Annotated in this window: 22 protein-coding genes; 7 read left to right on the forward strand and 15 right to left on the reverse strand. The window is 70.1% G+C overall.

What is annotated here, in order from left to right; all coding sequences use genetic code 11:
- Nucleotides 1-20: 20 nt before the first annotated feature.
- Nucleotides 21-1,136, reverse strand: coding sequence for a DUF4192 domain-containing protein (locus tag OU416_RS36460; RefSeq protein WP_270931643.1), 1,116 nt, complete (start codon nt 1,134-1,136; stop codon nt 21-23).
- Nucleotides 1,137-1,380: 244 nt separating this feature from the next.
- Nucleotides 1,381-3,162, reverse strand: coding sequence for a Xaa-Pro dipeptidyl-peptidase (locus tag OU416_RS36465; protein WP_270931644.1), 1,782 nt, complete (start codon nt 3,160-3,162; stop codon nt 1,381-1,383).
- Between the two features lie 157 nt (nt 3,163-3,319).
- On the opposite strand from OU416_RS36465, the gene OU416_RS36470 reads away from it, so the two are divergent.
- On the forward strand, nt 3,320-3,619 hold the full coding sequence (locus OU416_RS36470) for a hypothetical protein (protein ID WP_270931645.1): 300 nt from the start codon (nt 3,320-3,322) through the stop codon (nt 3,617-3,619).
- Here the strand turns inward: OU416_RS36470 and OU416_RS36475 are convergent.
- The 5 genes from OU416_RS36475 to OU416_RS36495 all read right to left on the reverse strand — a co-directional run bounded on the left by OU416_RS36475 (nt 3,585) and on the right by OU416_RS36495 (nt 8,043).
- Nucleotides 3,585-3,938, reverse strand: a complete 354-nt coding sequence (locus OU416_RS36475; RefSeq protein ID WP_270931646.1) for a hypothetical protein — start codon at nt 3,936-3,938, stop codon at nt 3,585-3,587. The two genes, OU416_RS36470 and OU416_RS36475, sit on opposite strands and share 35 nt — an antisense overlap.
- 44 nt (nt 3,939-3,982) lie before the next feature.
- Nucleotides 3,983-4,744, reverse strand: coding sequence for an SDR family oxidoreductase (locus OU416_RS36480; RefSeq protein ID WP_270931647.1), 762 nt, complete (start codon nt 4,742-4,744; stop codon nt 3,983-3,985).
- A gap of 96 nt (nt 4,745-4,840) precedes the next feature.
- Entirely contained in the window at nt 4,841-5,926 is a 1,086-nt protein-coding gene (locus OU416_RS36485; protein ID WP_270931690.1) for a class I SAM-dependent methyltransferase, read from the reverse strand.
- A 268-nt stretch (nt 5,927-6,194) separates the two neighbouring features.
- On the reverse strand, nt 6,195-7,376 hold the full coding sequence (locus OU416_RS36490; protein ID WP_270931648.1) for an MFS transporter: 1,182 nt from the start codon (nt 7,374-7,376) through the stop codon (nt 6,195-6,197).
- A 70-nt stretch (nt 7,377-7,446) separates the two neighbouring features.
- The gene (locus tag OU416_RS36495) at nt 7,447-8,043 is read right to left on the reverse strand and encodes a TetR/AcrR family transcriptional regulator (RefSeq protein ID WP_270931649.1); all 597 of its coding nucleotides are present in this window, start codon (nt 8,041-8,043) and stop codon (nt 7,447-7,449) included.
- Nucleotides 8,044-8,238: 195 nt separating this feature from the next.
- Here OU416_RS36495 and OU416_RS36500 point away from each other — a divergent pair, with 195 nt between their 5' ends.
- From OU416_RS36500 to OU416_RS36515, 4 genes are all read left to right on the forward strand, one after another.
- On the forward strand, nt 8,239-9,165 hold the full coding sequence (locus OU416_RS36500) for an NAD-dependent epimerase/dehydratase family protein (protein ID WP_270931650.1): 927 nt from the start codon (nt 8,239-8,241) through the stop codon (nt 9,163-9,165).
- 128 nt (nt 9,166-9,293) lie between these two features.
- Nucleotides 9,294-9,707: a hypothetical protein gene (locus tag OU416_RS36505; RefSeq protein WP_270931651.1), complete on the forward strand. Its 414-nt coding sequence runs from the start codon at nt 9,294-9,296 to the stop codon at nt 9,705-9,707.
- A gap of 289 nt (nt 9,708-9,996) precedes the next feature.
- A complete protein-coding gene (locus OU416_RS36510; protein WP_270931652.1) occupies nt 9,997-11,277 on the forward strand; it encodes an aminotransferase class I/II-fold pyridoxal phosphate-dependent enzyme in 1,281 nt (426 codons plus the stop codon).
- 12 nt (nt 11,278-11,289) lie between these two features.
- On the forward strand, nt 11,290-12,288 hold the full coding sequence (locus OU416_RS36515) for a hypothetical protein (RefSeq protein ID WP_270931653.1): 999 nt from the start codon (nt 11,290-11,292) through the stop codon (nt 12,286-12,288).
- A 78-nt stretch (nt 12,289-12,366) separates the two neighbouring features.
- Here the strand turns inward: OU416_RS36515 and OU416_RS36520 are convergent, their stop codons facing one another.
- On the reverse strand, nt 12,367-12,975 hold the full coding sequence (locus OU416_RS36520) for a TetR/AcrR family transcriptional regulator (RefSeq protein ID WP_270931654.1): 609 nt from the start codon (nt 12,973-12,975) through the stop codon (nt 12,367-12,369).
- 93 nt (nt 12,976-13,068) lie between these two features.
- On the opposite strand from OU416_RS36520, the gene OU416_RS36525 reads away from it, so the two are divergent.
- Entirely contained in the window at nt 13,069-14,028 is a 960-nt protein-coding gene (locus tag OU416_RS36525; protein ID WP_270931655.1) for an oxidoreductase, read from the forward strand.
- Between the two features lie 35 nt (nt 14,029-14,063).
- Here the strand turns inward: OU416_RS36525 and OU416_RS36530 are convergent, their stop codons facing one another.
- The 5 genes from OU416_RS36530 to OU416_RS36550 all read right to left on the reverse strand — a co-directional run bounded on the left by OU416_RS36530 (nt 14,064) and on the right by OU416_RS36550 (nt 19,874).
- A complete protein-coding gene (locus tag OU416_RS36530; protein WP_270931656.1) occupies nt 14,064-14,645 on the reverse strand; it encodes a hypothetical protein in 582 nt (193 codons plus the stop codon).
- Nucleotides 14,646-14,768: 123 nt separating this feature from the next.
- The gene (locus OU416_RS36535) at nt 14,769-15,497 is read right to left on the reverse strand and encodes a hypothetical protein (protein ID WP_270931657.1); all 729 of its coding nucleotides are present in this window, start codon (nt 15,495-15,497) and stop codon (nt 14,769-14,771) included.
- Between the two features lie 194 nt (nt 15,498-15,691).
- Nucleotides 15,692-18,514 (reverse strand): vitamin B12-dependent ribonucleotide reductase, encoded by a 2,823-nt coding sequence (locus OU416_RS36540; protein WP_270931658.1) that lies wholly within the window; start codon nt 18,512-18,514, stop codon nt 15,692-15,694.
- Between the two features lie 163 nt (nt 18,515-18,677).
- The gene (gene nrdR, locus OU416_RS36545) at nt 18,678-19,160 is read right to left on the reverse strand and encodes a transcriptional regulator NrdR (protein WP_270931659.1); all 483 of its coding nucleotides are present in this window, start codon (nt 19,158-19,160) and stop codon (nt 18,678-18,680) included.
- Nucleotides 19,161-19,436: 276 nt separating this feature from the next.
- Entirely contained in the window at nt 19,437-19,874 is a 438-nt protein-coding gene (locus OU416_RS36550; protein ID WP_270931660.1) for a LysM peptidoglycan-binding domain-containing protein, read from the reverse strand.
- Nucleotides 19,875-20,087: 213 nt separating this feature from the next.
- On the opposite strand from OU416_RS36550, the gene lexA reads away from it, so the two are divergent.
- A complete protein-coding gene (gene lexA / locus OU416_RS36555; protein ID WP_270931661.1) occupies nt 20,088-20,804 on the forward strand; it encodes a transcriptional repressor LexA in 717 nt (238 codons plus the stop codon).
- A 71-nt stretch (nt 20,805-20,875) separates the two neighbouring features.
- Here lexA and OU416_RS36560 read toward each other — a convergent pair whose 3' ends face one another.
- Together OU416_RS36560 and hflX are read right to left on the reverse strand one after the other, a co-directional pair.
- Nucleotides 20,876-21,901 carry an NHL repeat-containing protein gene (locus tag OU416_RS36560; protein WP_270931662.1) on the reverse strand — a complete coding sequence of 342 codons (1,026 nt, stop codon included), beginning with the start codon at nt 21,899-21,901 and terminating at the stop codon, nt 20,876-20,878.
- Nucleotides 21,898-23,364 (reverse strand): GTPase HflX, encoded by a 1,467-nt coding sequence (gene hflX, locus OU416_RS36565; RefSeq protein ID WP_372907137.1) that lies wholly within the window; start codon nt 23,362-23,364, stop codon nt 21,898-21,900. The genes OU416_RS36560 and hflX overlap by 4 nt, the downstream gene beginning before the upstream one ends.
- Nucleotides 23,365-23,498 lie beyond the last annotated feature (134 nt).

The raw sequence follows: 23,498 nt of genomic DNA on the forward strand, positions 1-23,498 counted from the left end.
GTTCTTCGCGTTGTCGTGCATCACCAGGTTCCTTCCTCTTCGAGCACGATCCGGGCGTCCTCGGCGGCGTCCCGGGCGATGATGGCCAGTTCGGCTGGCGGCAGGCCCGCTTCCACGGCCTGCCGCAGCAGGACGCCCAGCTGGTGGTCCGGCCGGGTCTGCTCGATCCGCTCCAGCGCGACACCGGCGAGCGCTCCTTCGCCCCGCAGGTAAGCGGAGAAGGCGAGCAGCGCGGCGACCTCGGGCAGTTCCGGAGCCGGGGCGTTGCGGACCAGGGCGAGCCAGAGCTCCTCGGCCGCCCTGGCCGTTTCGCCCAGCGCGGTGCCCAGAGCGATGTCGCGCACCCTGGTGTCCGACACCGCCAGCAGCACCCGCAGCCGGTCGTCCTCGGTCAGCGCGGAACCGCTGGCCGCGCGCTGGACCGCCGCGAGCACGAGCTGCACGTCCCGTGCCACCCGGTTCCGGGTGTCGTCCGCCATGCGTTCTTCGGCCAGCACGTCGAGCTTGGCCGACCAGCGCGCAACGGCTTCGGCCGATTCGGGCTCCACCAGCGCGCGGAGCTCGTCCCGGCTGCCGAAGGTCACCGACCCCGCAGCGGCCATCGCCGCCGCGACGGGCGAGGCCTTCGGGTCGGGAATCTCGCCGGAGCACCTCGGGTCGGAGTAGCAGCGCCACCGCGCACCGGCCTGGATCTCCGGCGCCCACATGGCGTGGACCGTCGCGATTCCGGCCCGGTGGAACGAATCGCGCAGCATGTCGACCAGGTCCGCGTGCGGCGGACCGGTGTCGTTCTCGGCCACGTCAGGGCCGTTGAGCAGTGACCTGCCGCAAGCGCCGCCGCAGTTGTCGTCGCAGGCTGCGACGTTCGGCTCGGCACCGACGACGACGAGCATGACGGCTTCTATCCGCTGGCTCCCGAGCGGGCCGGACAGCAGGTGCTCGCCGAACCCGCAGATCTGCATCGAGCAGGGCAGGTCCGTGCGCAGCGTGACGCCGAACCTCGGTGTGAACGCGAGGTCGTGCAGCGCCAGCACCACGAGCGAATCCGTCGGGTGGAAGCCGAGCATGTGCGGAACGGCGGCCAGCACGTCGGCCGGCTCGGTCAGCGAAACGGTGGTGTTGAGTCGCGTTGTCATGCCACTACGATCGACGCCGAAACCCGTTGCCGAAAGGGGTTTTCCGGAATCTGTTGACTAACCGGTCCGCTGTGGACAGCTCAGCACTCAAATCCCACGAAGTCCACTGTGGTGTGACGACTGCAAGGGTGAAGGCGATCGCCTGACCGATGAATGCGCTCCGCGACCGGCCAACAACGCGAGCAAGTATCAAAAACGGGCAGCCGGAGCCAGCGCTCCGACTGCCCGTCGAACGATCGTCCCGCTACCCGATGGACCCGACCAGCGGCAGCGTGATCGCGGTCCGGGACAGGTCCAGCGCCAGCCCGGTTCCCGGCTTGGGGCGCAAGGTGAAGTCGTGGTCGCTGGACAGCACGACGATGCCGAGGCGGTGCCCCGGGGCGAACACGTAGTCGTCCGGCTGCATCGCCACCTCGATCTGGTAGGTCCGCCCCGGCTCGATCGGCGAAGTCCGGTCGATCGCGTCCCGGTTCTGCGGGTCGGCCCAGCCCCTGGTCACCACCGACACCGAGCCGTCGGGAGCCTGGTCCACCAGCAGCGCGGTCACGTTCGCCGCCGGCCGGTCGAAGGCCAGGGCGAGCGATGCGCGCACCGTCCCGCTGACCCGGGCCTGCTCCGCGAGCGGTTCGCCGAAGTAGGCCAGCCGGTTCGGCGAACTCGGTGCCGCCGCGAGGTCCTCGGCCGTCCGGGTGGCGTCATCGCGCAGCGATTCGACGGCCCGGCGGGAATCGCTCGCCGTCGTCAGCCCGCCCCGCTCCGAGCCGCCCGGGGTGGGACGCAAGGTCACGTCTTCGGCCTGCGGCGCCGGCCACTCGGCTTCCTCGACCCAGCTGCCGTCCTCGCGCTGCAGAGTGGCCCGCGGTTCGTCCTCCACCCCGTTGGGCACCTGGTACAGGTAGCGGGTGAACCAGCGGTTCAGCTCCCGCAGCCACTCCTCCTCGCGGAGTCCGAGCGGGTCGGTGTGCCCGGACTGGTGCCACCAGATCTTGTGCGGCACGTCGCGCTCCCGCAGCGCCTCGTACCACTGGGCGGCCTGCCCGGTCTTCACGTTCCAGTCGTTGAGGCCGTGCACGGAGAGCACCGCGGCGCGGACGTCGTCCACATCGTTGAGGTAGTTGCGCTCGTCCCAGAACGGGCTGTAGTCGCCGGTGATCCGGTCCTGATCTGCCGTGATCTGGTCGAGGACCGCCCGGCACGGTTCGCGGTCGGCGCGGGTGTGCACGAACTTCGCGAGCACGTCGGCGTCTTCGCCCTGGTAGCCGCCCGGCGCGACGACGGCTCCCGCGCTGCGGTAGTAGTCGTACCAGTTGGAGATCGCGCCGATCGGCACGATCGCCTCCAGCCCGTCGACCCCGGTGCTGGCCACCGCGTTGGGCAGCGTGCCGTTGTAGGACACGCCGATCATCCCGACCTTGCCGGTCGCCCAGTCCGCCGTCGCGGGCGCACCACCGGCGTCGTGGCCGGGAGCTCGCGAGTTCAGCCAGTCGACGACCGACTTCGCACCGATCGTCTCGTTCTCGGCACCGGTGGTCGGGCACCCGGTGGACTCCCCGGTGCCCAGGGATTCCCCGTAGACCACGGCATATCCCCGGGACAGCAGGTATTCCTCGTAGGCCCACTGGATGTCGGCGGCCGCCGCCACCCGCTGGTCGCCGGCCGCGGTGCGCAACGACCGGTGGCCCGGCTGCTCGGGCACGTGCAGCTCGGTGTCGACGTTGTGGTTGGGCACGTCGTTGCCGCCGGAGAAGTAGGGACTGGCCTGGTAGACGACCGGTACGCGCAGGCCCTGGTCGGTTTCCTTCGGCCGCACCACCTGGACGTGCACCCGGTCGTCCTGCCCGTCCCGGTCGCTGTCCACCGGCGCGGTCACGAAGAGGTCCTCGCGCACCGCCTGCGCCGGGTCGAACACCGGCTGCGCCTCCCCGTCCTCGAAGACCGGGCCTTGCGGTGGTTGCGCCACCGCGGGCGACCCGCTCAGCGGTAGAACGCACAACGCAGCCAGCAGACCCATCCGAACGCGCCGCATGCAGGCTCCCGGAACACCGAAGGGACAAGACACCAGCACATTTCTTAGCGCGAAATGCCCGGCAGGGCACCTTCCGGGCGGGTTTGCGCCAGAACCTCCCGGTCACGGCCCGGTAGAGTCGCGGGAGCAAGCCCGCAGCCAGCTGCAAGGAGTGCGCATGTCCATCCCGTCCAGCCTGCTGACCTCGGCCGGATTGATCGGCGGCTTCGCGGTCGCCCGCGCGACCAAGCACCGGCATTGGGGCGGGGTGGTAGCGGCGGGCGCAGGCCTCGCCGCGATGGAGACCTGCCGCCGACGGACCGGGATCGGACGGGCCCTCGCGCTGGGCACCACGTATGCGGCAGCCCTGACCGGATCGCATCCGCTGGCCAAGGAAATCGGCGCTTGGCCTGCGGTTTTCACCGTCACCGGCGCGACCGCGGTCACCGCGCACCTGTTGTCGAAGCGCCGCGGCTGAGCACGAGCAGCACCAACGGGATCACGACTACCGCCGCCAGTGCCGCGATCAGCGCCAGGCCTGTCGCGTGCGGTGGGTGTGCGGCGTGGAAGACCAGGTGCGGCACCGCCCAGACGAGGTTCGCCGTCAGCCCGACCTGAACCAGCGTTCGGTCCAGGCGCACGGCTGCCGCGCCGAGAACCACCGCCATGGCGAGGTTCATCGCGCCGAAGTCGCGGAACGAGTGCTCGTTGAACGGCGGGTAGTCGCTCACGGTCGGCACATCGTCGTAGAACGACCGCGGGAAGCACCACGTCCAGATACCCGTCGTCACGTGCACGGAAGTCAGGGCGACGAGTCCCGCGCGGAGCCGAGCGCGCACCATCACGGCCCCCGCTCGGCGAGGAAGTCGCTGAAGGTGACTCGTCCGACCGCTCGGTCCGGGGCGAGGTGACCGCCGCGGCGGTAGCCGGCGACGACCGCACCCGGCAACCGGATCGGCAGGACCGGCCGGCGGCGGCCGGTCGCGGCCAGGTAGGCGCGGGCGAGATCGCCGTGGCTGCGGACCTCCGGCCCGCCCATGTCCGGAACGCGGCCCGCCGGACCACCGGTCGCGAGCTCGGCCAGGCGGGCCGCGACGTCCCGGACGTCGATCGGCTGGAAATTCACGCCCGCGAGGGTCGCGATCACCGGCGACCGGCGCTGCACCGAGATCGTGCGGGCCACCAGGTCGTGGAACTGGGTGGTCCGCAGGATCGTCCAGGGCAGCCCCGAATCCATCACGCTTTCTTCGGCTTCGAGCTTCGCCCGGTAGTAGAAGAGCGGCACCCGGTCGACGCCGACGATCGAGATGTAGATCAGGTGCGGTTCGCCGTTGCGCCGCGCCGCGCCGATCAACCGTTCCGTCGCGGCGACGTCCTTGCTGCTCAGCGTCGTCGCGCAGTGCACGATCACGTCGACACCCGACGTCGCCGCGTCGATGCCCTCGCCGGTTCGCAGGTCCCCGGTCGCCCATTCGCGGTCGGCACCGGTCGAGCCGGGACGGCGGCTGAGCACCCGCACGTCCTGCCCGGCATCGAGCAGCCGGCGCACGACGACGCTGCCCAGCGTGCCCGTCCCACCAGTCACCAAGATCGGATTCCGCACTCGTCCGTCCTTCCCGTCGGTTCGGATGAGACGGGTCGGCGGCGTGGAACGTGACATCCGCGGATGTCGTGCCGGACGACACCCGCGGATGTCCGGTCAGTTCTCCAGCCGTGCGAGCCGCCACAGGGAGATGGTCTCTCCTGCGCGCGCGGCGTGGAACGGATCGCCGGGAGCTGCCGCCTTCGGGTGGCGAGCCGCGGTGTCCGATCTGGCGAGGACGCGGAGCCCCGCTCCGCGAACCGCGTTCAGCAGGTCCGCCCGGGTGCGCAGGCCGAGGCGTTCAGCCAGATCGGAGAGGATCAGCCATCCTTCACCGCCTGGTCCCAGGTGATCGGCCAGCCCGTCGAGGAAGCCCAGCAGCATCCGGTTCCCCGGGTCGTAGACCGCGTGGTCGAGCGACGAATGCGGCTCGGCAGGGATCCACGGCGGGTTGCACACGATCAGCTGCGCACGTCCCGGCGGGAAGAGGTCCGTCCGGATGGCTTCGACCTGGCCGGTGAGTCCGAGTCGGCGTGCGTTGTCCTCCGCACAACGGATCGCCCGCGCGGAGCTGTCCGTGCCCACCACCCGCGGTACGCCGCGGCGGGCGAGAACGGCTGCCAGCACGCCGGTTCCGGTACCGATGTCGAATGCGGTCCCGGTCGGCGGCAGCGGAGCGTCCGCGACCAGGTCGACGTACTCGTTCCGAGTCGGGGCGAACACTCCGTAGTGCGGGTGGATGCGCGTGCCGAGGGCCGGTACCAGGACGCCTCTCTTCCGCCATTCCCGCGCGCTGAACACACCGAGCAGCTCGCGCAGCGGAACGACGTACGGTTCGTCGGCTGTTCCGTAGACGTCTCGGCAAGCAGCGCCGATGTCTGGTGCGCGACGCAGCGCCAGCACGTGGCCGGGCTCGACTCTCACCAGGAGGAGCGACAACGCTCGTGCCCTGCGCGATTGCTCCTGCCGGTGGCGGGTGAACGCTTCGGCGGCCGAGGACGTGCGCTTCGGCGGCCGACGCAGTCTGCGGGAGAGCGCGGCGAGCAGTTGGCGGGCCTGGTGGAAGTCTCCTCGCCACAGCAAACCGGTTCCCCGGGATACCAATTCGCACGCCCGGCGGGCCGACATCCGGTCGTCGGCGTCGACGTGCCGGGCCGGCGGTTCCGCGCCGTTCGCCGAGAGCCACCGGCCGGTTCCGGGCATGATCTGCTGCGCGCAGGCAGCATCGTTTTCTGGAAGGTGCACGAACCGCTCCTGCTGATGCGGTGAGATGCGGCTCGGTCGCGAATCGCGCTTCGAGCCGTACGAAGAGGAAGGTGGGCGCTCAGGTCCCGACCCGTCGAGAGGCCGGGCGAGGTCCGGAGCTAGCCGACCACAGCAGCATGAGCAGGTGTCGTCACGTCGTGAAGGCTAGTGCACCTGCGGCGCGCCGGGAACGGGAACCAGGCACGCCGCAGGACTCCGCGCGCAGCTACACCGTCGCTTCGACCGGTTGGACGGCACTGTCGACCCGTGCTGCGCGACGACGCACCAGGTCGGGGAGCAGCGTCAGGACTCCGATCACCGCGAGCGCTGCACCCAGCCACAACGGGGCGGTCAGGCCGAAGTGGCCGATGGCCACTCCCCCGCCCCAGGACCCGATCATCACGCCGATGGTGATGAACGACGAGTGCACCGTGTTCACCAGCGGCCGCGCATTGGCGGTGCGGTGCACGCGGGTGATCATCGCCGGGTTCATCGTCACCCCGACCAGGCCGATGCCCAGCATGAACACCACCGCGGGAACGCTGAGGTGCGCCAGAATCGCGAATCCGGCCAGGAAGCCCGCGTTGAGCACCAGTCCGGTGAACATGACCGCGACCGGATTCCGGTCGGCCAACCGGCCGACGACGGTGTTCCCGATGACCGTCGCGGCACCGTAGGCGACGAGCAGCAGCGGGACGGTCCCGGTCTGGAAACCGCTCACCTCGGTGAGGATCGGGTTGAAGTAGCTGAACGCCGAGAACGTGGCACCGATGATGAGCATGCTGGTGAGCAGGACCAACCACAGCTTCGGCTTGCGGAAGGCTCCCAGTTCCCGGCGGAAGTTCCCCGCTCCGCTCGCGATGTCCAGTTTGGGCACACCTGCGAGGGTGCACAGCGCGGCGACGACGGCCAGCGCCGAGATCGTCCAGAAGGCCGCGCGCCAACCGAACCGCTCACCGACCAGTGTGGACAGCGGCATGCCGAGCAGAGTGCCCAGCATCAGTCCGTTCATCACCACCGCGATGGCCCGGCCGCGCACCTCCGGGCGGGTCAGCTGCGCGCACAGCGACAGCGCGACCCCGAAGAACGCCTGCGACGCCACACCGGTGATGACGCGGGCCACCACCATCACGCCGTAGCCCACCGCGGTGGCCGCCAGCACGTTGCCGGCGAGGAAGATCGCGAAGAGGGACAGCAGCGCCGTTCTCGGCCGGATCCGCAGCAGGACGACGTTGAGGAGCGGCCCGCCGAAGGCCATCGCCGCGGCGAAGGCGGTGATCAGGTACCCGATCTGCGGAATGGTGGCACCGAGCCCGGTGGCCATCTGCGGCATCAACCCGGCCACCACGAACTCGCTGGTCACCATGGCGAAGATGCCCAGGGCGAGGATGTAGACCGCGCGAGGCATTGCTCTCCTTGTTTTAGATAGATCAGTACAAAATTGATGCGGAGTTCAGCCACCGCCGACCCGCATCAACTCAGCAGGTCAGGGCGTCCACTGCCGTTTCCGCGATGGAGGCCAGGGCGGCCTGGCCAGCACCCGCCTGGCTGGCGATCCGCATTCCGCCGATCACGGCGTTGACGAACGCGGCGAGCGCGGCCGCATCGCGCGTGGACGTGATGCTGCCGCTGCGCTGCCCGGACTCGATCACCATCCGGAGCGCGTTCAGGCGGCGCTCCCCGTCACGATCCAGGACCTGGGCCGCTTCCGCATCCCGCCCGGCGAGCTCCACGACCGTGTTCACCGTCAGGCAGCCGGGGCTGCGCCCGTCCCGCCGATTCTCCAGCTCCGACTCGACGACCACCCCGAGCAGCGCGCGAATCCGCTCCAGCTCGGAATGCCCGGCATCGTCCAGGATCTCCAGCTGCCTCGCCGTCGTGGTGTCGATGTAGCGGACGAGCGCTCGCATGAACAGGTCGTGCTTGCTGCTGAAGGTGTTGTAGATGCTGCTGCGTCCGAGGCCGGTCGCCTCGCACAGATCTTGCGTCGACGTCGCCTCGTAGCCGTTCGCCCAGAAAGTCCGCATCGCGGCTTCCAGCGCACGGTCCTCGTCGAACAGCCTCGGTCGCGCCACGCGACGACCGTAACAGGTTCTGAAATGAACTGTCCAATAACCCGTCTGTCACATCCCCGAGCCCCCGCTCGTCCTCCCAGCGACCGAGACCGAAGGGAAGGACCCGATGACAACGCGTGCGCAACTCCCGCGGAACGCCGTCACCTCGACGGCGACCGGTTTCCAGCGGTGTTCGATCCACCAGGAGGCCCGGCGATGAGGATCGTGCTCGCCGGGGCGACCGGGACGGTCAGCTCCGAACTGGTGCCCCAGCTGCTCGCCGCAGGTCACGACGTCGTCGGACTCACCAGGACGGCTTCCGGAGCGCAGCGGCTCCGCGCCGCCGGGGTCACCCCCGTGGTCACCGACGTGCTGGCCGCCGACGCCCTCCTCGCCGCGCTCGACGGGCATTCCGGGGACGCGGTGATCCACCAGGCCACCGCCATCGCCCGGACGCCCGCGTTCCACCGAGACCTGCACCCCACCGATGCGCTGCGCGACGTCGGCACCCGGAACCTGCTGCGCGCCGCGAAGCAGCTCGGCGCGCGCAGGTTCATCACGCAGTCGTTCTTCCTCGGCTACGGATGGCGCGACCACGGTCCTGGGCTCCTCACCGAAGAGCACCCGTACGCCGAGCCGGAGCGCGGCCCCTTCGGGCACCACCTGAGGTCGCTGCGGTCCAATGAGGACCAGGTGCTCGGGTCTCCGGACCTGGAAGGGATCGCCCTGCGCTACGGCCTGTTCTACGGACCCGAGCCGGCCACCCGGAAGATGCTGGACCTGGCCAGGAAGAGGCAGCTCCCCATTCCCCGCCCGGCCGCGACCCTGCACCCGATCCACATCGCCGACGCCGCCTCCGCCACGGTCGCCGCCCTCGAGCGCGGCCGGGCCGGCCAGGCGTACAACATCGTCGACGACGAGCCGGTGGACATGGGCGACTACCTCGCCGCGCTCGCCGAGACCGCAGGGGCACCGCCGCCGCGCCGCGTCCCCGGCTGGCTGCTCCGGGTCACGCCCTACCTGCACTCCCTGCTGGTCGGAACCCGCATCGGCCTCGACAACAGCAAGGCCAAGCGCGAGCTGGCCTGGACTCCGGAGTACCCGACCTACCGGGACGGCCTTCCGTCGACAGTGGACCGCTGAAACACCTCTCCCGGATTCGGAACCACTCGCCCGAATCCGGGAGGAGCGCGCGGAAAACGACGTGCGCCGGGCACCGACATCGCGCTACGGTCTGCACACCGCCGACCACAGCCCCCGCGGAGCACGCCATGCCCGAACACCTCGCCGAGATCCGAATCGGCATCTACGCGACCCCGGACGATGCCTCCAGGATCACCGAAGAATGCGGCGCGGTGCTGCGCGAGAGCGCTGTGGTGCACGAGCTTTCGCTCGTCGGACCTGAGCGGACGCCAGCAGGCGGGCACATGCCGCTCACCGAGGTCTACGACGAGCTGCCCGAGCAGTGGCGGCTCCAGCACCCGGCCACCGATCCGGGCTCGCGGCGCATCCACGAGATCCGCATCGGCCTGGTGACCGCCCACCCGGAGACAGCCCCGATCCGCGACGCGCTCACCCGCGTCATCTGCCCGGACCCCGAGCACACGAGCCCTTGCCCGATTCCCTGGTCAGCCAGCTCCGAGGCAGCCGGGAACCAGCGGTACGGGCACCTGCTCCGGAGCTGACCGACCAGCGACTCACCACCGGTGGCACTGGCTCGCGCTCCGGAGCCCCTGGCCAGAACCGGCGCGGACGCCCGCAGGTCGCGGCTCCGCTGCTCTGTGGACTCGCAGTGCACATGTGTGCAGGAACACGAACGCACCGAGCTCTGCGAGATCAGTTGGCAGCACTGAGATTCCGCGGGTGCGACGGCGTGCGCGCGCCGGACGCGACCCGGTGCCGTCCGAGGCGCTGCGAGCAGGTCATTAGGCTGTGCAGGTGGCCCGTTCCACCATTCACGGCGAAGGGACTCCGGTGAACGCTCCAGCATCGACCGTCGAAGAGCTGACCACCCAGCGCGATCGCGCCCAGCAGGACCACGCGGCCCTGGTCGCGCGCGGGCTGAAGCTGGACCTCACCCGGGGCAAGCCGTCGCCGCGCCAGCTCGACCTCGCCAACGACCTGGTGGACCTGCAGGGGCCGCTGACCTCCGCCGCCGGCACCGACCTGCGCAACTACGGCGGGCTGCAGGGCCTGCCCGAGCTGCGGGCGATCTTCAGCGACGAGCTGCAGGTGCCGGTGGAGCAACTTCTGGCGGCGGGCAACTCCAGCCTCGAACTCATGCACGACGCGCTGGTCTTCGCGCAGCTCGGCACCCTCCCCGGTGGCCAGCGCCGCTGGGTGGACGAGCCCGAGATCGCCTTCCTGTGCCCGGTGCCCGGCTACGACCGGCACTTCGCGCTCTGCGAGCGGTTCGGCATCAAGATGATCCCGGTCCCGATGACGCCGGACGGCCCGGACATGGACGTCGTCGAGCGTCTCGTCGCCGAGGACCCGACGGTGAAGGGCATCTGGTGCGTGCCCAAGTACAGCAACCCGGACGGCACCGTCTACTCCGACGAGACCGTGCGCCGCTTGGCCGCCATGACCACGGCTGCCCCGGACTTCCGGATCTTCTGGGACAACGCCTACGCGGTGCACCACCTCACCGACGAGACCGCTGAGATCGCCGACCTGCTCGCGCTGTGCACCGAGCACGGCAACCCGGACCGGGCGTTCGTCTTCGGCTCCACCTCGAAGATCACCTTCGCCGGCGGTGGCGTCGCCTTCTTCGGCTCCTCCCCGGCCAACATCGAGTGGTGGCTGGCCTGCACCGCCAAGCGCAGCATCGGCCCGGACAAGATCAATCAGCTCCGGCACGTGCGCTTCCTCCGCGACGCCGAGGGCCTGCGCGAGCACATGCGCAAGCACGCGGCGCTGATCCGCCCGAAGTTCGACGCGGTCGACAAGATCCTCACCGCCGAGCTGGGCGGCACCGGCCTCGCCTCGTGGACCAAGCCGGCGGGTGGCTACTTCATCAGCCTGCAGGTCCCCGAGGGCTGCGCCCGCGCGGTGGTCGCGAAGGCCAAGGAAGCGGGCATCGCCCTCACTCCGGCCGGGGCGACCCACCCCTACGGCGACGACCCGACCGACAGCGTGATCCGCATCGCGCCGACGTTCCCGGACCAGGCGGAGCTCGAAGAGGCCATCACCGGCCTGACCACCTGCGTCCGCCTCGTCGGCACGGAGAAGCTCCTCGCCGACCGGCGGGGCTGACCGGCAGCGGCCGTGACGAGAACGACGCCGCCACGGCCGCTCGACGTCGCTTCGGCGTTCCCCGAGCTACGTCCGCTGGCCCGGCGGGCGGTGCGCTTGCACCCCCGCCGCGGTCGGCCGACGCGCTCCGAAAGCTCGGTCGGCGGTCCGCTGCTCTGGCCGGTCGACGAGGACTGGCCGGTCTGCACCGCAACGCACGGCGGCTGGGACAAACCTGTATCACTGGAGGACGTCCGCAGGCGCCGCGCTCTGCTGGAGCAGGCCTGGCTCCGCCCACGACCGCCCGGTCAGAACCTGCTGTCCGCCGAGGAAGCGGCCCTCCTGGCGTCACTGGAGGAAGGCCACACCCGGCACGCCGGGCCGAACGCGCTGCTTCCCGTCGCCCAGCTGTACCTGCGCGACGTGCCTGGTCTGACCGGCCCCGAGGGTGCCGACGTGCTGCAGGTCCTGTGGTGCCCGCTCGATCACGTCGAAACATCGATGCCCGCTGCCCACCTCGTGTGGCGAGCTTCCGCGGACGTGGTCGATCCGCTCGACGTGCCGCCCGAGCCCGCCGACGTGGATCGCGACGGCAGCTACGTCCCGGAGCCCTGCGCCGTGCACCCGGAGGTCGTCACCGAGCACCCGAGCCCGCTGGAACTCCCGGCAGGGCTGGCGGACCGGCTCCACGAGTGGAGCAGCACCGCGAACAGCCACTACCAGCACGAGTTGTCCGTCGCTCCTGGCTGGAAGGTCGGCGGCTGGGCGCCCTGGAGCTTCTGCGATCCCCAGCCCATGCGCTGCACCGCCTGCGACGCGGAACTCGAGCCGCTGCTGACCATCAGCTCGGGTGAGTGGGATGGCGGCAGCGGAAGCTGGGTTCCCGTCGAGGACCGGACACCGCACGCCGGGCCGATGGGGCTCCGCGAGCCGTCCAACCCGCCGATGGTGCTGATCGGCCGCGGCTACAGCATGCAGATCTACCGCTGCCCGGAATCCTCAGACCACCCGGTCCTGGAGAACATGCAGTAGCGGGTCGGGGAACCATCACTCCGACCGGGTCGGCCAGCCCGCGGCTCGGGTGCGACGCAGTGCAGGCCGGTCGGCCGTTCACCTCCTCCGCAGCACGCCGGCGTGTGCCGCTGCGAGCGCGAGTTCTGCCGCGTGCTCGGCGGTCGCGTCGTCAACCGGTTCGGCGTGCACCAGGAGGCGGAAGTAGATCGGCGCGGCGAGCGCCTTGAGCAGCTCGTGCGGATCGGTTTCGGCGGGGAGATCACCGCGCTCGACCGCCCGGCTGATCACCGGTTCGGCGCGGCGGAGCCGGTCGTCGAGGACGCGGGTCCTGGCCTCGGCGATCTCCGGCAGTCGCGCCGCGTCGGAGAACATCGCCGCGAGGACGGCCTGGCCAGCGGGGCTCGTCAGCCAGCGCACGAGCGCGGCGGCGAGCTCGCGGAGATCGGTGTCGATCGCACCGGTGTCGGGCACGGGTATGTCGGCGGCGACGTGCTCGGTCAACGCGTCCACGACGAGGCTCTCCCGGTCCTCCCACCGGCGGTAGACGGTCGTCTTGTGCACCCCGGCCCGCTGCGCGACGTTGTCCACTGTGAGCGCGGCGTAGCCCTTGTCCACCAGCTCCGCGAGCGTCGCCGCGTGGACCGCCGCGCGCACCTTCGGACCGCGCCCGACAGCTCGAACCCGTTGTTGATCATCAGATGTCATTGCAACTCCGAGTTGCGTTAGATCGCCATTCCGTGCCAGCATCAGAATATCGCAACTCAGAGTTGCAATAGCGGATGCTTAGGAGATCGAGCAGTGACGACGCTCAGGTCCGGACAGGACGTCCGGGCATGGACCATCCACTCCATTCCCGACCAGTCGGGCCGCTTGGCCGTGGTCACCGGGGCCAACAGCGGAATCGGCCGGGTGACCGCGCGCGAACTCGCCCGCCGCGGCGCGCACGTCGTGCTGGCCTGCCGCAGCGCCGAGCGCGGCCGGGCAGCGCTCGAAAGCCTGCGCACCGAGCTGCCGGACGCACAGGTCGAACTGCGGCAGGTCGACCTCGGCAGCCTGCGGTCGATCGCCGAGTTCGCCGCGACCTTCGGCCACGACAGGATCGACGTGCTGGTCAACAACGCCGGTGTCGCCATGATCCCGTTCGCCCGCACCACCGACGGTTTCGAGGCCCAGTTCGGCATCAACCACCTCGGCACGTTCGCGCTCACCGGGCAGCTGCTCCCCCGGCTCCTCGCCGCACCCGAGCCGCGGGTGGTGACCGTCAGCAGCGAAGGCCAGCGCTTCGCGCGGTTCGACCTGGCCAACCTCAACGCCGAACGCGGATACCGGGCGGCCTACGCCTACGTGCAATCCAAGCGCGCCAACCTCTACTTCGCCCGAGAGCTGCACCGCCGGGCGGCGGAATCGTTCCCGCACCTCCGAAGCCTCGCCGTCGCACCGGGACTCACCCGCAGCAACGTGCTCACCGGAGGCGGAAACGCCGGGCGCGGTGCGTTCTACCGAACCGCCATGCGCCTGCTCGTCCGGACCGCGTTCCAACCCACGCCCGGAGGCGCCAGGACGTCCCTGTTCGCCGCAACGTCCCTGGACGCGGCCAGCGGTAGCTACATCGCCCCATCAGGATTCCTGGAACTGCGCGGTGACCCGATCTCGCGCAGCCACCACCGCGCCCTGCACGACACCGAAACCGCGCGCCGTCTCTGGGAGATCTCCGCGGAACTGACCGGCGTCCACTACGGCGTCGCCGACCTCTCGTAGCGCGAGCACGCGCCGGTCGATCGATCCGTTCCGCGCTATGCCGGGACTTCGGCCACCTTCGCCGCGACCCAGAAGAAGACCTTCGGGTCACCGAGTCCGGATTCCGTGAGCCAGTCGGCCGCCAGCCTGGCCTCCTGCTCGTCCTGGATCAGGCCCCAGCGCCCAGGACCGACACCGGTGGCCCGGCCGACATCGCGGACCAGGCCGCCGAGGCAGGTCCAGGTGTGCCAAATACCGCTGTCGTACCCGACGAGTTCGAATCCGAGCACCTGGCCACCGGACACGGCTTCGCGCCTGGTCAGCCGCTCGGGCAAGCTGCCAGCTGCGCGCTCCCAGCCACCGGCCGTGATATCGGTCAGCAGTTCCGGGAGGTCCGGCACCGCGAAACCCACCTCGAGCACGTGCAGGTCGGGCCGCGCCTCCCGAGCACGTCCGCGCCTGGCCGATTCCACGTCCTCGAACCAGTCGTCCCAGCCCTCCGCGTCGACGTCGAGCAGGTCCGCCACGCAGCTGCTCATCGACACCAGCTCGGTGTCCGGCAGACTGCAGTCCTGCCAGTCCTGCCGGACATCCCGTGATGCGACGCGGTATCCCGCCAGTGCGTAATCGATGACCATGGAACCAGTTTCCCATGCAGGACAAGCGAATTCCGGCTACCGCACGAAGTTCGTCGGTCTGATGTGGACTAATCTATCCGAGAACCCGTCGTCAGCCGAGGCTCGACGCCGCCGAAGAAGAGCTCACCAGCGCGTCCAGCGGTACCCGAGCTGTTCGGCCCACTCCGGCGTACCACCGCACACCTCGGCGATTTCGCGGGGGTCTCTCGTCAGCAGGCGCGCCAAGATCTCTGCCGCCTCCGTTTCCGGATCCGCTGGGGAGACTCGGCGCACCATCCGGAACTGCAACCACGGATCATCCCTGCCCACCTGCCGCGGATGGGGGGAGTAGAAGGTGAACCAGGCCCTGCTCAAGGGGTAGGAATGCACCCCGCCGAGTCGGCAATCCCACCGCTCGAACCACTCGTCCTGACGCTCGAGCTCCTGTTGCAACAGCCGCGCGACGGTGTAGGCACGCCACTCCCAACTCCGGTCCGAGCTGGCCCGTTCGACCTCTGCCGCGTACTGCTTCGCATCGAACCGGAACTCGGACAGGCCGGTTTCCGGATCGCCGGGATCGCGCCAACCGGACCAGACGACGTGCTCGCCAGCGCGCCGAATCGTCACGTACAACGCACCACAGCACCCCTCGGTGCACTCGGCCTCAGCCAGCCGCACCTCTCGTGGCTCAGCGGTCGCCACGAGAGGGCCGTCCGACCCCAGCAGTGTCCGCGGAGACTCAGCCGGCTCCCTCGGCAAACCGGTTGCGACGACGTCCACACCGTCGACGATCGGCCGCACCTCGACCGTTCCGTCCGAACCGAGCTCGGGGACGACGATCCGCAGCACGAGCTGATTGAGATCACTTGCCACGCCACCAGCATCCACGCCGCGACACCGGCAGCGCCACCGAGTTTCACCGGCGCCCCAGATACCTTCCCGGGCCCCAGCCCCGCACGGCGAACCCGGAGGTGCGGGAAGGGGAGCCGGCCGAGTGGCCGACTCCCCTTCCCGCTGCACCTTCGCTTCAGGTGCTCACTCTTCCGCTGTGCTCAGCGTCTTCCGGCTCAGCTGCAGCCGGAGGTGGAACCGCAGCCCTCGCAGAGGTAGCACGAGCCCGACGGGCGCATCTTCGTCCCGCAGGTCATGCACAGCGGGGCGTCCGCCGCCTTGCCCAGGCGGAGCTCCAGCAGCTCGGTCGAGCTGCCCGCGCGCGGCGCGTCCTCGGACTTCTCCGCCTTCGAGTAGTCCACAGTGGAGCGCAACGTGTCCAGGTGGACCTCGTTCGGCTGCTCGGCCGGGACCACCTCGGTGCCGTTGACCTGCGCTTCCCGCTCGTCGACGGTGAAGATGCCCAGCTGGGCGCGCTTCTCGTAGGGCAGGTAGTCCAGCGCCAGGCGGCGGAACAGGTAGTCCAGCACGCTGCTGGCCATCCGGACGTCCGGGTCATCGGTCATCCCGGCCGGCTCGAACCGCAGGTTCTGGAACTTGGAGACGTAGAACTCCAGCGGGATGCCGTACTGCAGGCCCACCGAGATCGACATCGAGAAGGCGTCCATGACGCCCGCCAGGGTCGAGCCCTGCTTGCCGAGCTTGACGAAGATCTCGCCCAGGCCGTCGTCCGGGTACGAACCGGCGTGCAGGTAGCCCTCGGCACCGCCCACGGTGAAGGAGACCGTCTGGCTCGGCCGCTTCTTCGGAAGCCGCTTGCGGACCGGGCGGTACTCGATCTGCTTCTCGACCTCCTTCTCCTTCTCGGCCTTGCCACCCTTGCCCGCGGACAGCGGCTGACCCACCTTGCAGTTGTCGCGGTAGATCGCCAGCGCCTTCAGGCCCAGCTTCCAGCCCTCGAAGTAGAGCTGCTCGACCTCTTCGACGGTCGCCGCCTCCGGCATGTTCACCGTCTTGGAGATGGCGCCCGAGATGAACGGCTGCACCGCGGCCATCATCCGCACGTGGCCCATCGGGGCGATCGAACGCTCGCCCATCGCGCAGTCGAAGACCTCGTAGTGCTCCGGGCGCAGACCCGGCGCGTCGACCACGTGGCCGTGCTCGGCGATGTACTCGACGACCGCCTCGATCTGCTCGTCCTGGTAGCCCAGCGCCTGCAGCGCCCGCGGCACCGTCTGGTTGACGATCTGCATGGAGCCGCCGCCGACCAGCTTCTTGAACTTGACCAGCGCCAGGTCCGGCTCGACACCGGTGGTGTCGCAGTCCATCATCAGGCCGATGGTCCCGGTCGGGGCCAGCACCGACGCCTGCGCGTTGCGCCAGCCGTTGCGGGCACCGATCTCCAGGCCGTCCTGCCACACCTTCGTCGCCAGCTTGTGCACGGTGGCGTCGTTGCGGTGGTAGGTGCGGACCAGGTCGTTGGCCGCCGCGTGCTTGCGCATCACGCGCTGGTGCGCCTCGGCGTTGCGGGCGTAGCCCTCGTACGGGCCGACCACACCGGCCAGCTCGGCCGACCGCTTGTAGGCGGTACCGGTCATCAGCGAGGTGATCGCCGCCGCCAAGGCCCGGCCGCTGTCCGAGTCGTAGGCGTGGCCGGTGGCCATCAGCAGCGCGCCCAGGTTCGCGTAGCCGATGCCCAGCTGGCGGAACTTGCGGGTGGTGATGCCGATGGACTCGGTCGGGAAGTCCGCGAAGGAGATCGAGATGTCCATCGCGGTGATGACGAACTCGACGGCCTTCTCGAACAGCTCCGCGTCGAAGGTCAGGTCGTCGCGCAGGAACTTCAGCAGGTTCAGCGAGGCCAGGTTGCAGCTGGAGTTGTCCAGGTGCATGTACTCCGAGCACGGGTTGGACGCGGTGATCCGGCCGGTCTCCGGCGAGGTGTGCCAGTCGTTGATCGTGTCGTCGTACTGGATGCCCGGGTCGGCGCACTCCCAGGCCGCGTGCGCCAGCTTGTGGAACAGGTCGCGGGCCTGGACCGTGTCGAGCACCTCACCGGTCATCCGGGCGCGCAGCCCGAACTTGCCGTCGCTCTCCACCGCGCGCATGAACTCGTCGGAGACGCGCACCGAGTTGTTCGCGTTCTGGTACTGCACCGAGTTGGAGTCCGCACCGCCGAGGTCCATGTCGAAACCGGCGTCGCGCAGCGCGCGGATCTTGTGCTCCTCGCGCGCCTTGGTCTCGATGAACTCCTCGATGTCCGGGTGGTCGACGTCCAGCACGACCATCTTCGCCGCGCGGCGGGTCGCACCGCCGGACTTGATGGTGCCCGCCGAGGCGTCCGCACCGCGCATGAACGAGACCGGACCGGAAGCGGTGCCGCCCGAGGACAGCAGCTCGCGCGAGGAGCGGATGCGGGACAGGTTCAGCCCGGCGCCGGAACCGCCCTTGAAGATCAGGCCCTCTTCCTTGTACCAGTCGAGGATCGACTCCATCGTGTCGTCGACGGACAGGATGAAGCAGGCGGAGACCTGCTGGCGCGAGCTGGTGCCGACGTTGAACCACACCGGGGAGTTGAAGCTGAACACCTGGTGCATCAGCATCCAGGTCAGCTCGTGCTCGAAGATCTCCGCGTCCTCGTCGCTGGCGAAGTAGCCGTGCTCGACACCGGCGGCGACGTAGGTCTTCACGACCCGGTCGATGAGCTGCCGGAGGCTGCTCTCCCGCTCGTCGGTGCCCACCGCACCGCGGAAGTACTTGCTGGTGACGATGTTGACCGCGTTCAGCGACCAGAAGTCGGGGAACTCGACGCCGCGCTGCTCGAAGTTGACCGACCCGTCCCGCCAGTTGGTCATCACCACATCGCGGTGCTCCCACTTGACCTCGTCGTACGGGTGCACCCCCTCGGTGGTGTAGACGCGCTGCACCCGGATGCCCTCGCGAGCACCTGCTTCCGGCTCCCCCGCTGCGCCGGCCGGGCTACCGACGGTCTCTGTCATGACCTGACCCTCTTCCTTGTCACTCGCTCGTCGTGCTTGGTCGGCCCCGTCCGGGCTCCCCGTCCGGTTCGGTCGTGGCTGTCCTTCCAGCCGCTCCCCTGGCTGGGGCGCCGGCTGGCGTCTTGCGTTTCCGGCACTGCGGCGAACCGCACGCCGACGGGCCTTACTCACGGTCGCTCTCCACACCGGCCTGCGCGGCTTCGCGCGCCGCGCGCAGGTCGGCGATCTCCTTCTCGAAGTCCTCCACCGAGGAGTACGCCCGGTACACGCTGGCGAAGCGCAGGTAGGCGACCTCGTCCAGCTCGCGCAGCGGTCCGAGGATCGCCAGGCCGACCTCGTGGCTGGGCAGTTCGGCCACGCCGAGGGACCGGACGGTCTCCTCCACCTGGTGCGCCAGCTGCTGCAGCGCGTCCTCCTCGACGGGACGGCCCTGGCACGCGCGGCGCACGCCGCGCACCACCTTCTCCCGGCTGAAGGGCTCGGTGACACCGGAGCGCTTGACCACCGAGAGCACCAGCTCCTCGATGGTCGTGAAGCGCCGACCGCACGTCGAGCACGACCGCCTGCGCCGGATCGCCTGGCCTTCCTCGACCTCGCGCGAGTCGACGACCCTGGAGTCCTCCCCGCGACAGAATGGGCACCGCACCGGCACTCACCCCCCTTCCCCAGTTCGCCGCCGCCCGCCCCGCGGCAGTCGACGACCACTCACGCTCCGTGGGTGCGCGAACACCTTACAAGCCCAACCTGTGGACTAAATACACGGACGTAACTACTAGATGTTGTGGTCGACTCTAAACCGCGCCCCATCGCGACGCAAACCCGGGAGGGCCTTCGGAGCGGCGTGGCCGACCCCCTCGCGGAACCCCCGCGGAAACCCCCAGGTCGCCGCGCCCGGGTGATCAGGACCGCCGTGCCGGACGGGTCAGCCGGACACCGGAACCACCAGCAGCCGCCCGGTCCGGACGGACGTGGCGTCGAGACCGTTGAGCTCCGCGATCCGGGCGACCACCGCCCGCGGGTCGCTGTTCGGCGCCACCCGGTCGGCGATCCCCCACAGAGTGTCACCCGGTCGTACCTCAACCAGGGCCGTACCACTGGTCGTCGGCGCGTCGCGAACGCCGAACAACCCCACCAGCATGACAATGAGGAAAGTGAAGATCGCCACCGAGGTCAGCCAAAGCCATTCGCCGCTCCGGCGCGCCCGGACGCGGGCGGCCGGCCGCGCCGCAGCCCCGCTGACCAGCCGCTGCTCGCCGTCGCGAGGCCGGCTCACCTCGGCCGGATCATCCACCCGCCGCCGGGCGGCCGACCGCCGCTCGACCTGGCGCGTCCGCCCCGCCGCATCGATGAACGTGGTCATGCCGCCTCCCGCACCGGAAACCATGATCGAATAGATGTTCGATCGAACCTGCGTGCGATTGTGTACCAAGAGTGCGCCGCAGCGCGATACCCGGGGCCAAAATTAACTCGAACAGGTGTTTGATCTCCGAGTTTTGCGCGTCTACTGTGGAAAGCGGGCGGACCGAACGGCCCCCGTGATCAGCACCGCAGTTCAGACGGACAGGAGGCAGCGGTGGCGAGCAATGCGACCGGCTCGATCAAGGGCCGGGTACACGACGTCAAGGATTCCCAGGCCGACGTGCACACCCTGCCCGAACAGGCCCGCGGAACCGAGGAGCTCAGCGATCGGCAGCTCCGGGTGCTGGAGGCCATCCGCAAGTGGATGCGCGAGCACGGCTATCCGCCGAGCGTCCGGGAGATCGGGGACGCCGTCGGGCTCACCTCGACCTCCTCGGTCGCCTACCAGCTCCGCGTGCTGGAGCGGAAGGGCTACCTCCGCCGGGACCCGCACCGGCCGCGCACCGTGGGGGTGCTGGTCGGCGGCGAACCGGAGCTGGAGGGCTCCGGGCAGGTCAAGCCGGCCTACGTGCCGGTGGTGGGCCGCATCGCGGCCGGCGGCCCGATCCTGGCCGAGGAGTCGATCGAGGACGTCTTCCCGCTGCCGAAGGAGATCGTCGGCGACGGGACGTTGTTCCTGCTCAAGGTCGTCGGCGATTCGATGGTGGACCTGGCCATCACCGACGGCGACTGGGTCGCGGTGCGCCAGCAGCCGGACGCCGAGAACGGCGACGTGGTGGCCGCGATGATCGACGGCGAAGCGACGGTGAAGACCTTCAAGCGCACCGACGAGCACGTCTGGCTGCTGCCGCACAACACCGCCTACGAGCCGATCCTGGGCGACGACGCGGCGATCCTCGGCAAGGTGGTCGCGGTCCTGCGCCGGCTCTGACGCAGGTCGCCGCGGCCGCGGAGCTTCCCGCGGCGCCGAGCAGCCCTGGTACCGGGTTCGGGGAAACCCGGTCAGCGGTTGCGGCGCAGTCGGCCCGCGAGGAAGACGAGCAGCCCGGCCAGCACGGCGGCGAACAGCAGCGCCTGGCCGGTCGACGTGCCGGCCCCGGTGGCGGGCTCGGTTCCGTCGGCGGGCTTCGAGGGCTGTTCAGCGTCCTCGGCCGGTGCAGTGGTGCTTTCGGCCAGCAGCCCCGCCGCTCCCGGGATGCGGCGGACGGGTTCCTGGCCTTCGGACGCGGACAGCAGGGTGCCGTCGGGGTCCCAGGCGATCGCCTCGCCCTGCGGCTCGTTCGGCAGCGGGATGTGCAGCGGTTCCCGCTGGAGCGCGGCCGCCACGTCGCCGTCCGGTGCGCTGTAGAGGTAGACATCGGTGTAGGTGCGGATCGCGATGGCCGTGCCGTCGTGGCTGACCGAGCCTCCGGTCACCAGCGTCGAGCCGAAGCTCCCGGAGAGCGGGCCGCCCGGCGTCTTGGTCGAGCGCACCGTCACCGAGCCGACTCGCTCCAGCGGCACGGTCCGCTCGGCGTCCAGCGGTTCGGCGGGCCGGTAGACGCCCGCCCGCCCCAGTGGTTCCTTGGTGACGATGAAGGGCACGCCCGCCCGGTCGAGCAGCAGCGCTTCCGCATCGTGCGCGCCGTCCGGGTAGGCCAGCCGGTGCAGCGTGAGACCACCGCCCGGCGCCATCACGTGCAGCGCGATGGTGTCGCGGCGGCGACGGTTGTCGCCGATGTCGGCCAGCCAGAGGGAACCGTCGCGGCCCAGCGCGAGATCTTCCACGTCGTACGGATCGTTCGACTCCGTGCGGACGTCGCGGACCGAGCAGTCGGCCGGATCCAGGACGTGGACCCGCAGCGAGCGGCCACCGTCGTTGACGGCGTACCAGGCCCGGCCGTCGGAGGCCAGGCCCGAGAGCTCGTCCAGGCGTTCGTCCTGGATCCGGCACTGCTCGACCGGTTGTGGCGCGACTGCTGGTGCCGCCGCAGCGGCGCCCGGCGTCACCAGCAGCAGTGCGGCGGCAACCGCACCGGCAGCGCTCACTCCTTCCCGGTGAACGGCTCCAGCGCGCTGGCCAGGTCGGGTCGGACCTTGGCCCGCAGGCGGGTGCCGTCCGGGGTGTGCTCCTCCTCGACGACCTCGCCATCGGCGTGGACGCGCGCGACGAGCTCGCCGCGGGTGTAGGGCACCAGCGCGTCGACGAGGACGTCCGGTCGGGGCAGCCGATCGGCGATGACCTCGCGCAGTTCGGACACGCCCACACCGCTGTGCGCGGAGACGAACACCGCGTCCGGCATCAGCCTGCGCAGCTCGGCGATGCGCGTCTCGTCCACCGCGTCGATCTTGTTCACCACCAGCAGTTCCGGCGGCATCCCCGACTCGTGCTCATCACCGATGTCGTTGAGCACCTCGCGCACCGCCGCGACCTGGTCGTGCGGCGCGGCCTCGGAGCCGTCCACGACGTGCACCAGCAGATCCGCACCGCTGACCTCCTCCAGCGTGGAGCGGAAGGCCTCGACCAGCTGGTGCGGCAGGTGGCGCACGAAACCGACGGTGTCGGTCAGCGTGTAGGCGCGCCCGTCCGGGGTGGTGGACCGCCGGGTGGTGGGATCCAGGGTGGCGAACAGCGCGTCCTCCACCAGCACACCGGCACCGGTCAACGCGTTGAGCAGGCTGGACTTGCCCGCGTTGGTGTAGCCGGCGATGGCCACGCCCGGCACCTCGTTGGCCTCCCGGCGCCCGCGCTTGGTGCCGCGCACCGTGCGCATCGCGGCCAGGTCCTTGCGCAGCTTGCTGATGCGCTTGTGGATGCGCCGCCGGTCGGTCTCCAGCTTGGTCTCACCGGGACCTCGGGTGCCGACGCCGCCGTTGGCCCCGGCGCGGCCACCGGCCTGCCGGGACATCGTCTCGCCCCAACCGCGCAGGCGCGGCAGGAAGTACTGCAGCTGGGCCAGCTCCACCTGCGCCTTACCCTCCTTGGAGCGGGCGTGCTGGGCGAAGATGTCCAGGATCAACGCGGTCCGGTCGACCACCTTGACCTTGAGCTTCTCCTCCAGCTGGCGCAGCTGGCCGGGTGAGAGCTCACCGTCGCAGATCACGGTGTCGGCACCGGTCGAGACGACGATGTCGCGGAGTTCGAGCACCTTGCCGGAGCCGATGTAGGTACCGGGATCCGGCTTGTCGCGGCGCTGGATGAGTCCCTCCAGCACCTCCGAACCGGCCGTCTCGGCCAGTCGGCCCAGCTCGGTCAGCGAGGCATCGGCGTGCGCGGCATCGCCGTCGGTCCAGACGCCGACCAGCACCACGCGTTCCAGGCGGAGCTGGCGGTATTCGACCTCGGTGATGTCCGCGAGCTCGGTGGACAACCCCGCGATCCGCCGCAGCGACGCGCGCTCGGCGAGCTCCATCTCACCCGTGGACGGCTCGACGGAGGGAATGGGTTCGTATTCGTCGGCTTCGACCACGTCGTGGTCGAGCTCGGCGGATCGGGTCAAAGAATTTTTCATATCAAGGCCATTGTCCCACGGCTCGCGACCCATTTTCACGCCTCGAACCCGCGGTGACCCGTTTGCGCTCGCGCGAGGGGCGCCAGCGGCCGCCGCTGAGGGGCGCCAGCACGCTGGCGGCAGTCACCGGCAGC

The sequence above is a fragment of the Saccharopolyspora indica genome (assembly GCF_027853965.1).
Taxonomy (GTDB): domain Bacteria; phylum Actinomycetota; class Actinomycetes; order Mycobacteriales; family Pseudonocardiaceae; genus Saccharopolyspora; species Saccharopolyspora indica.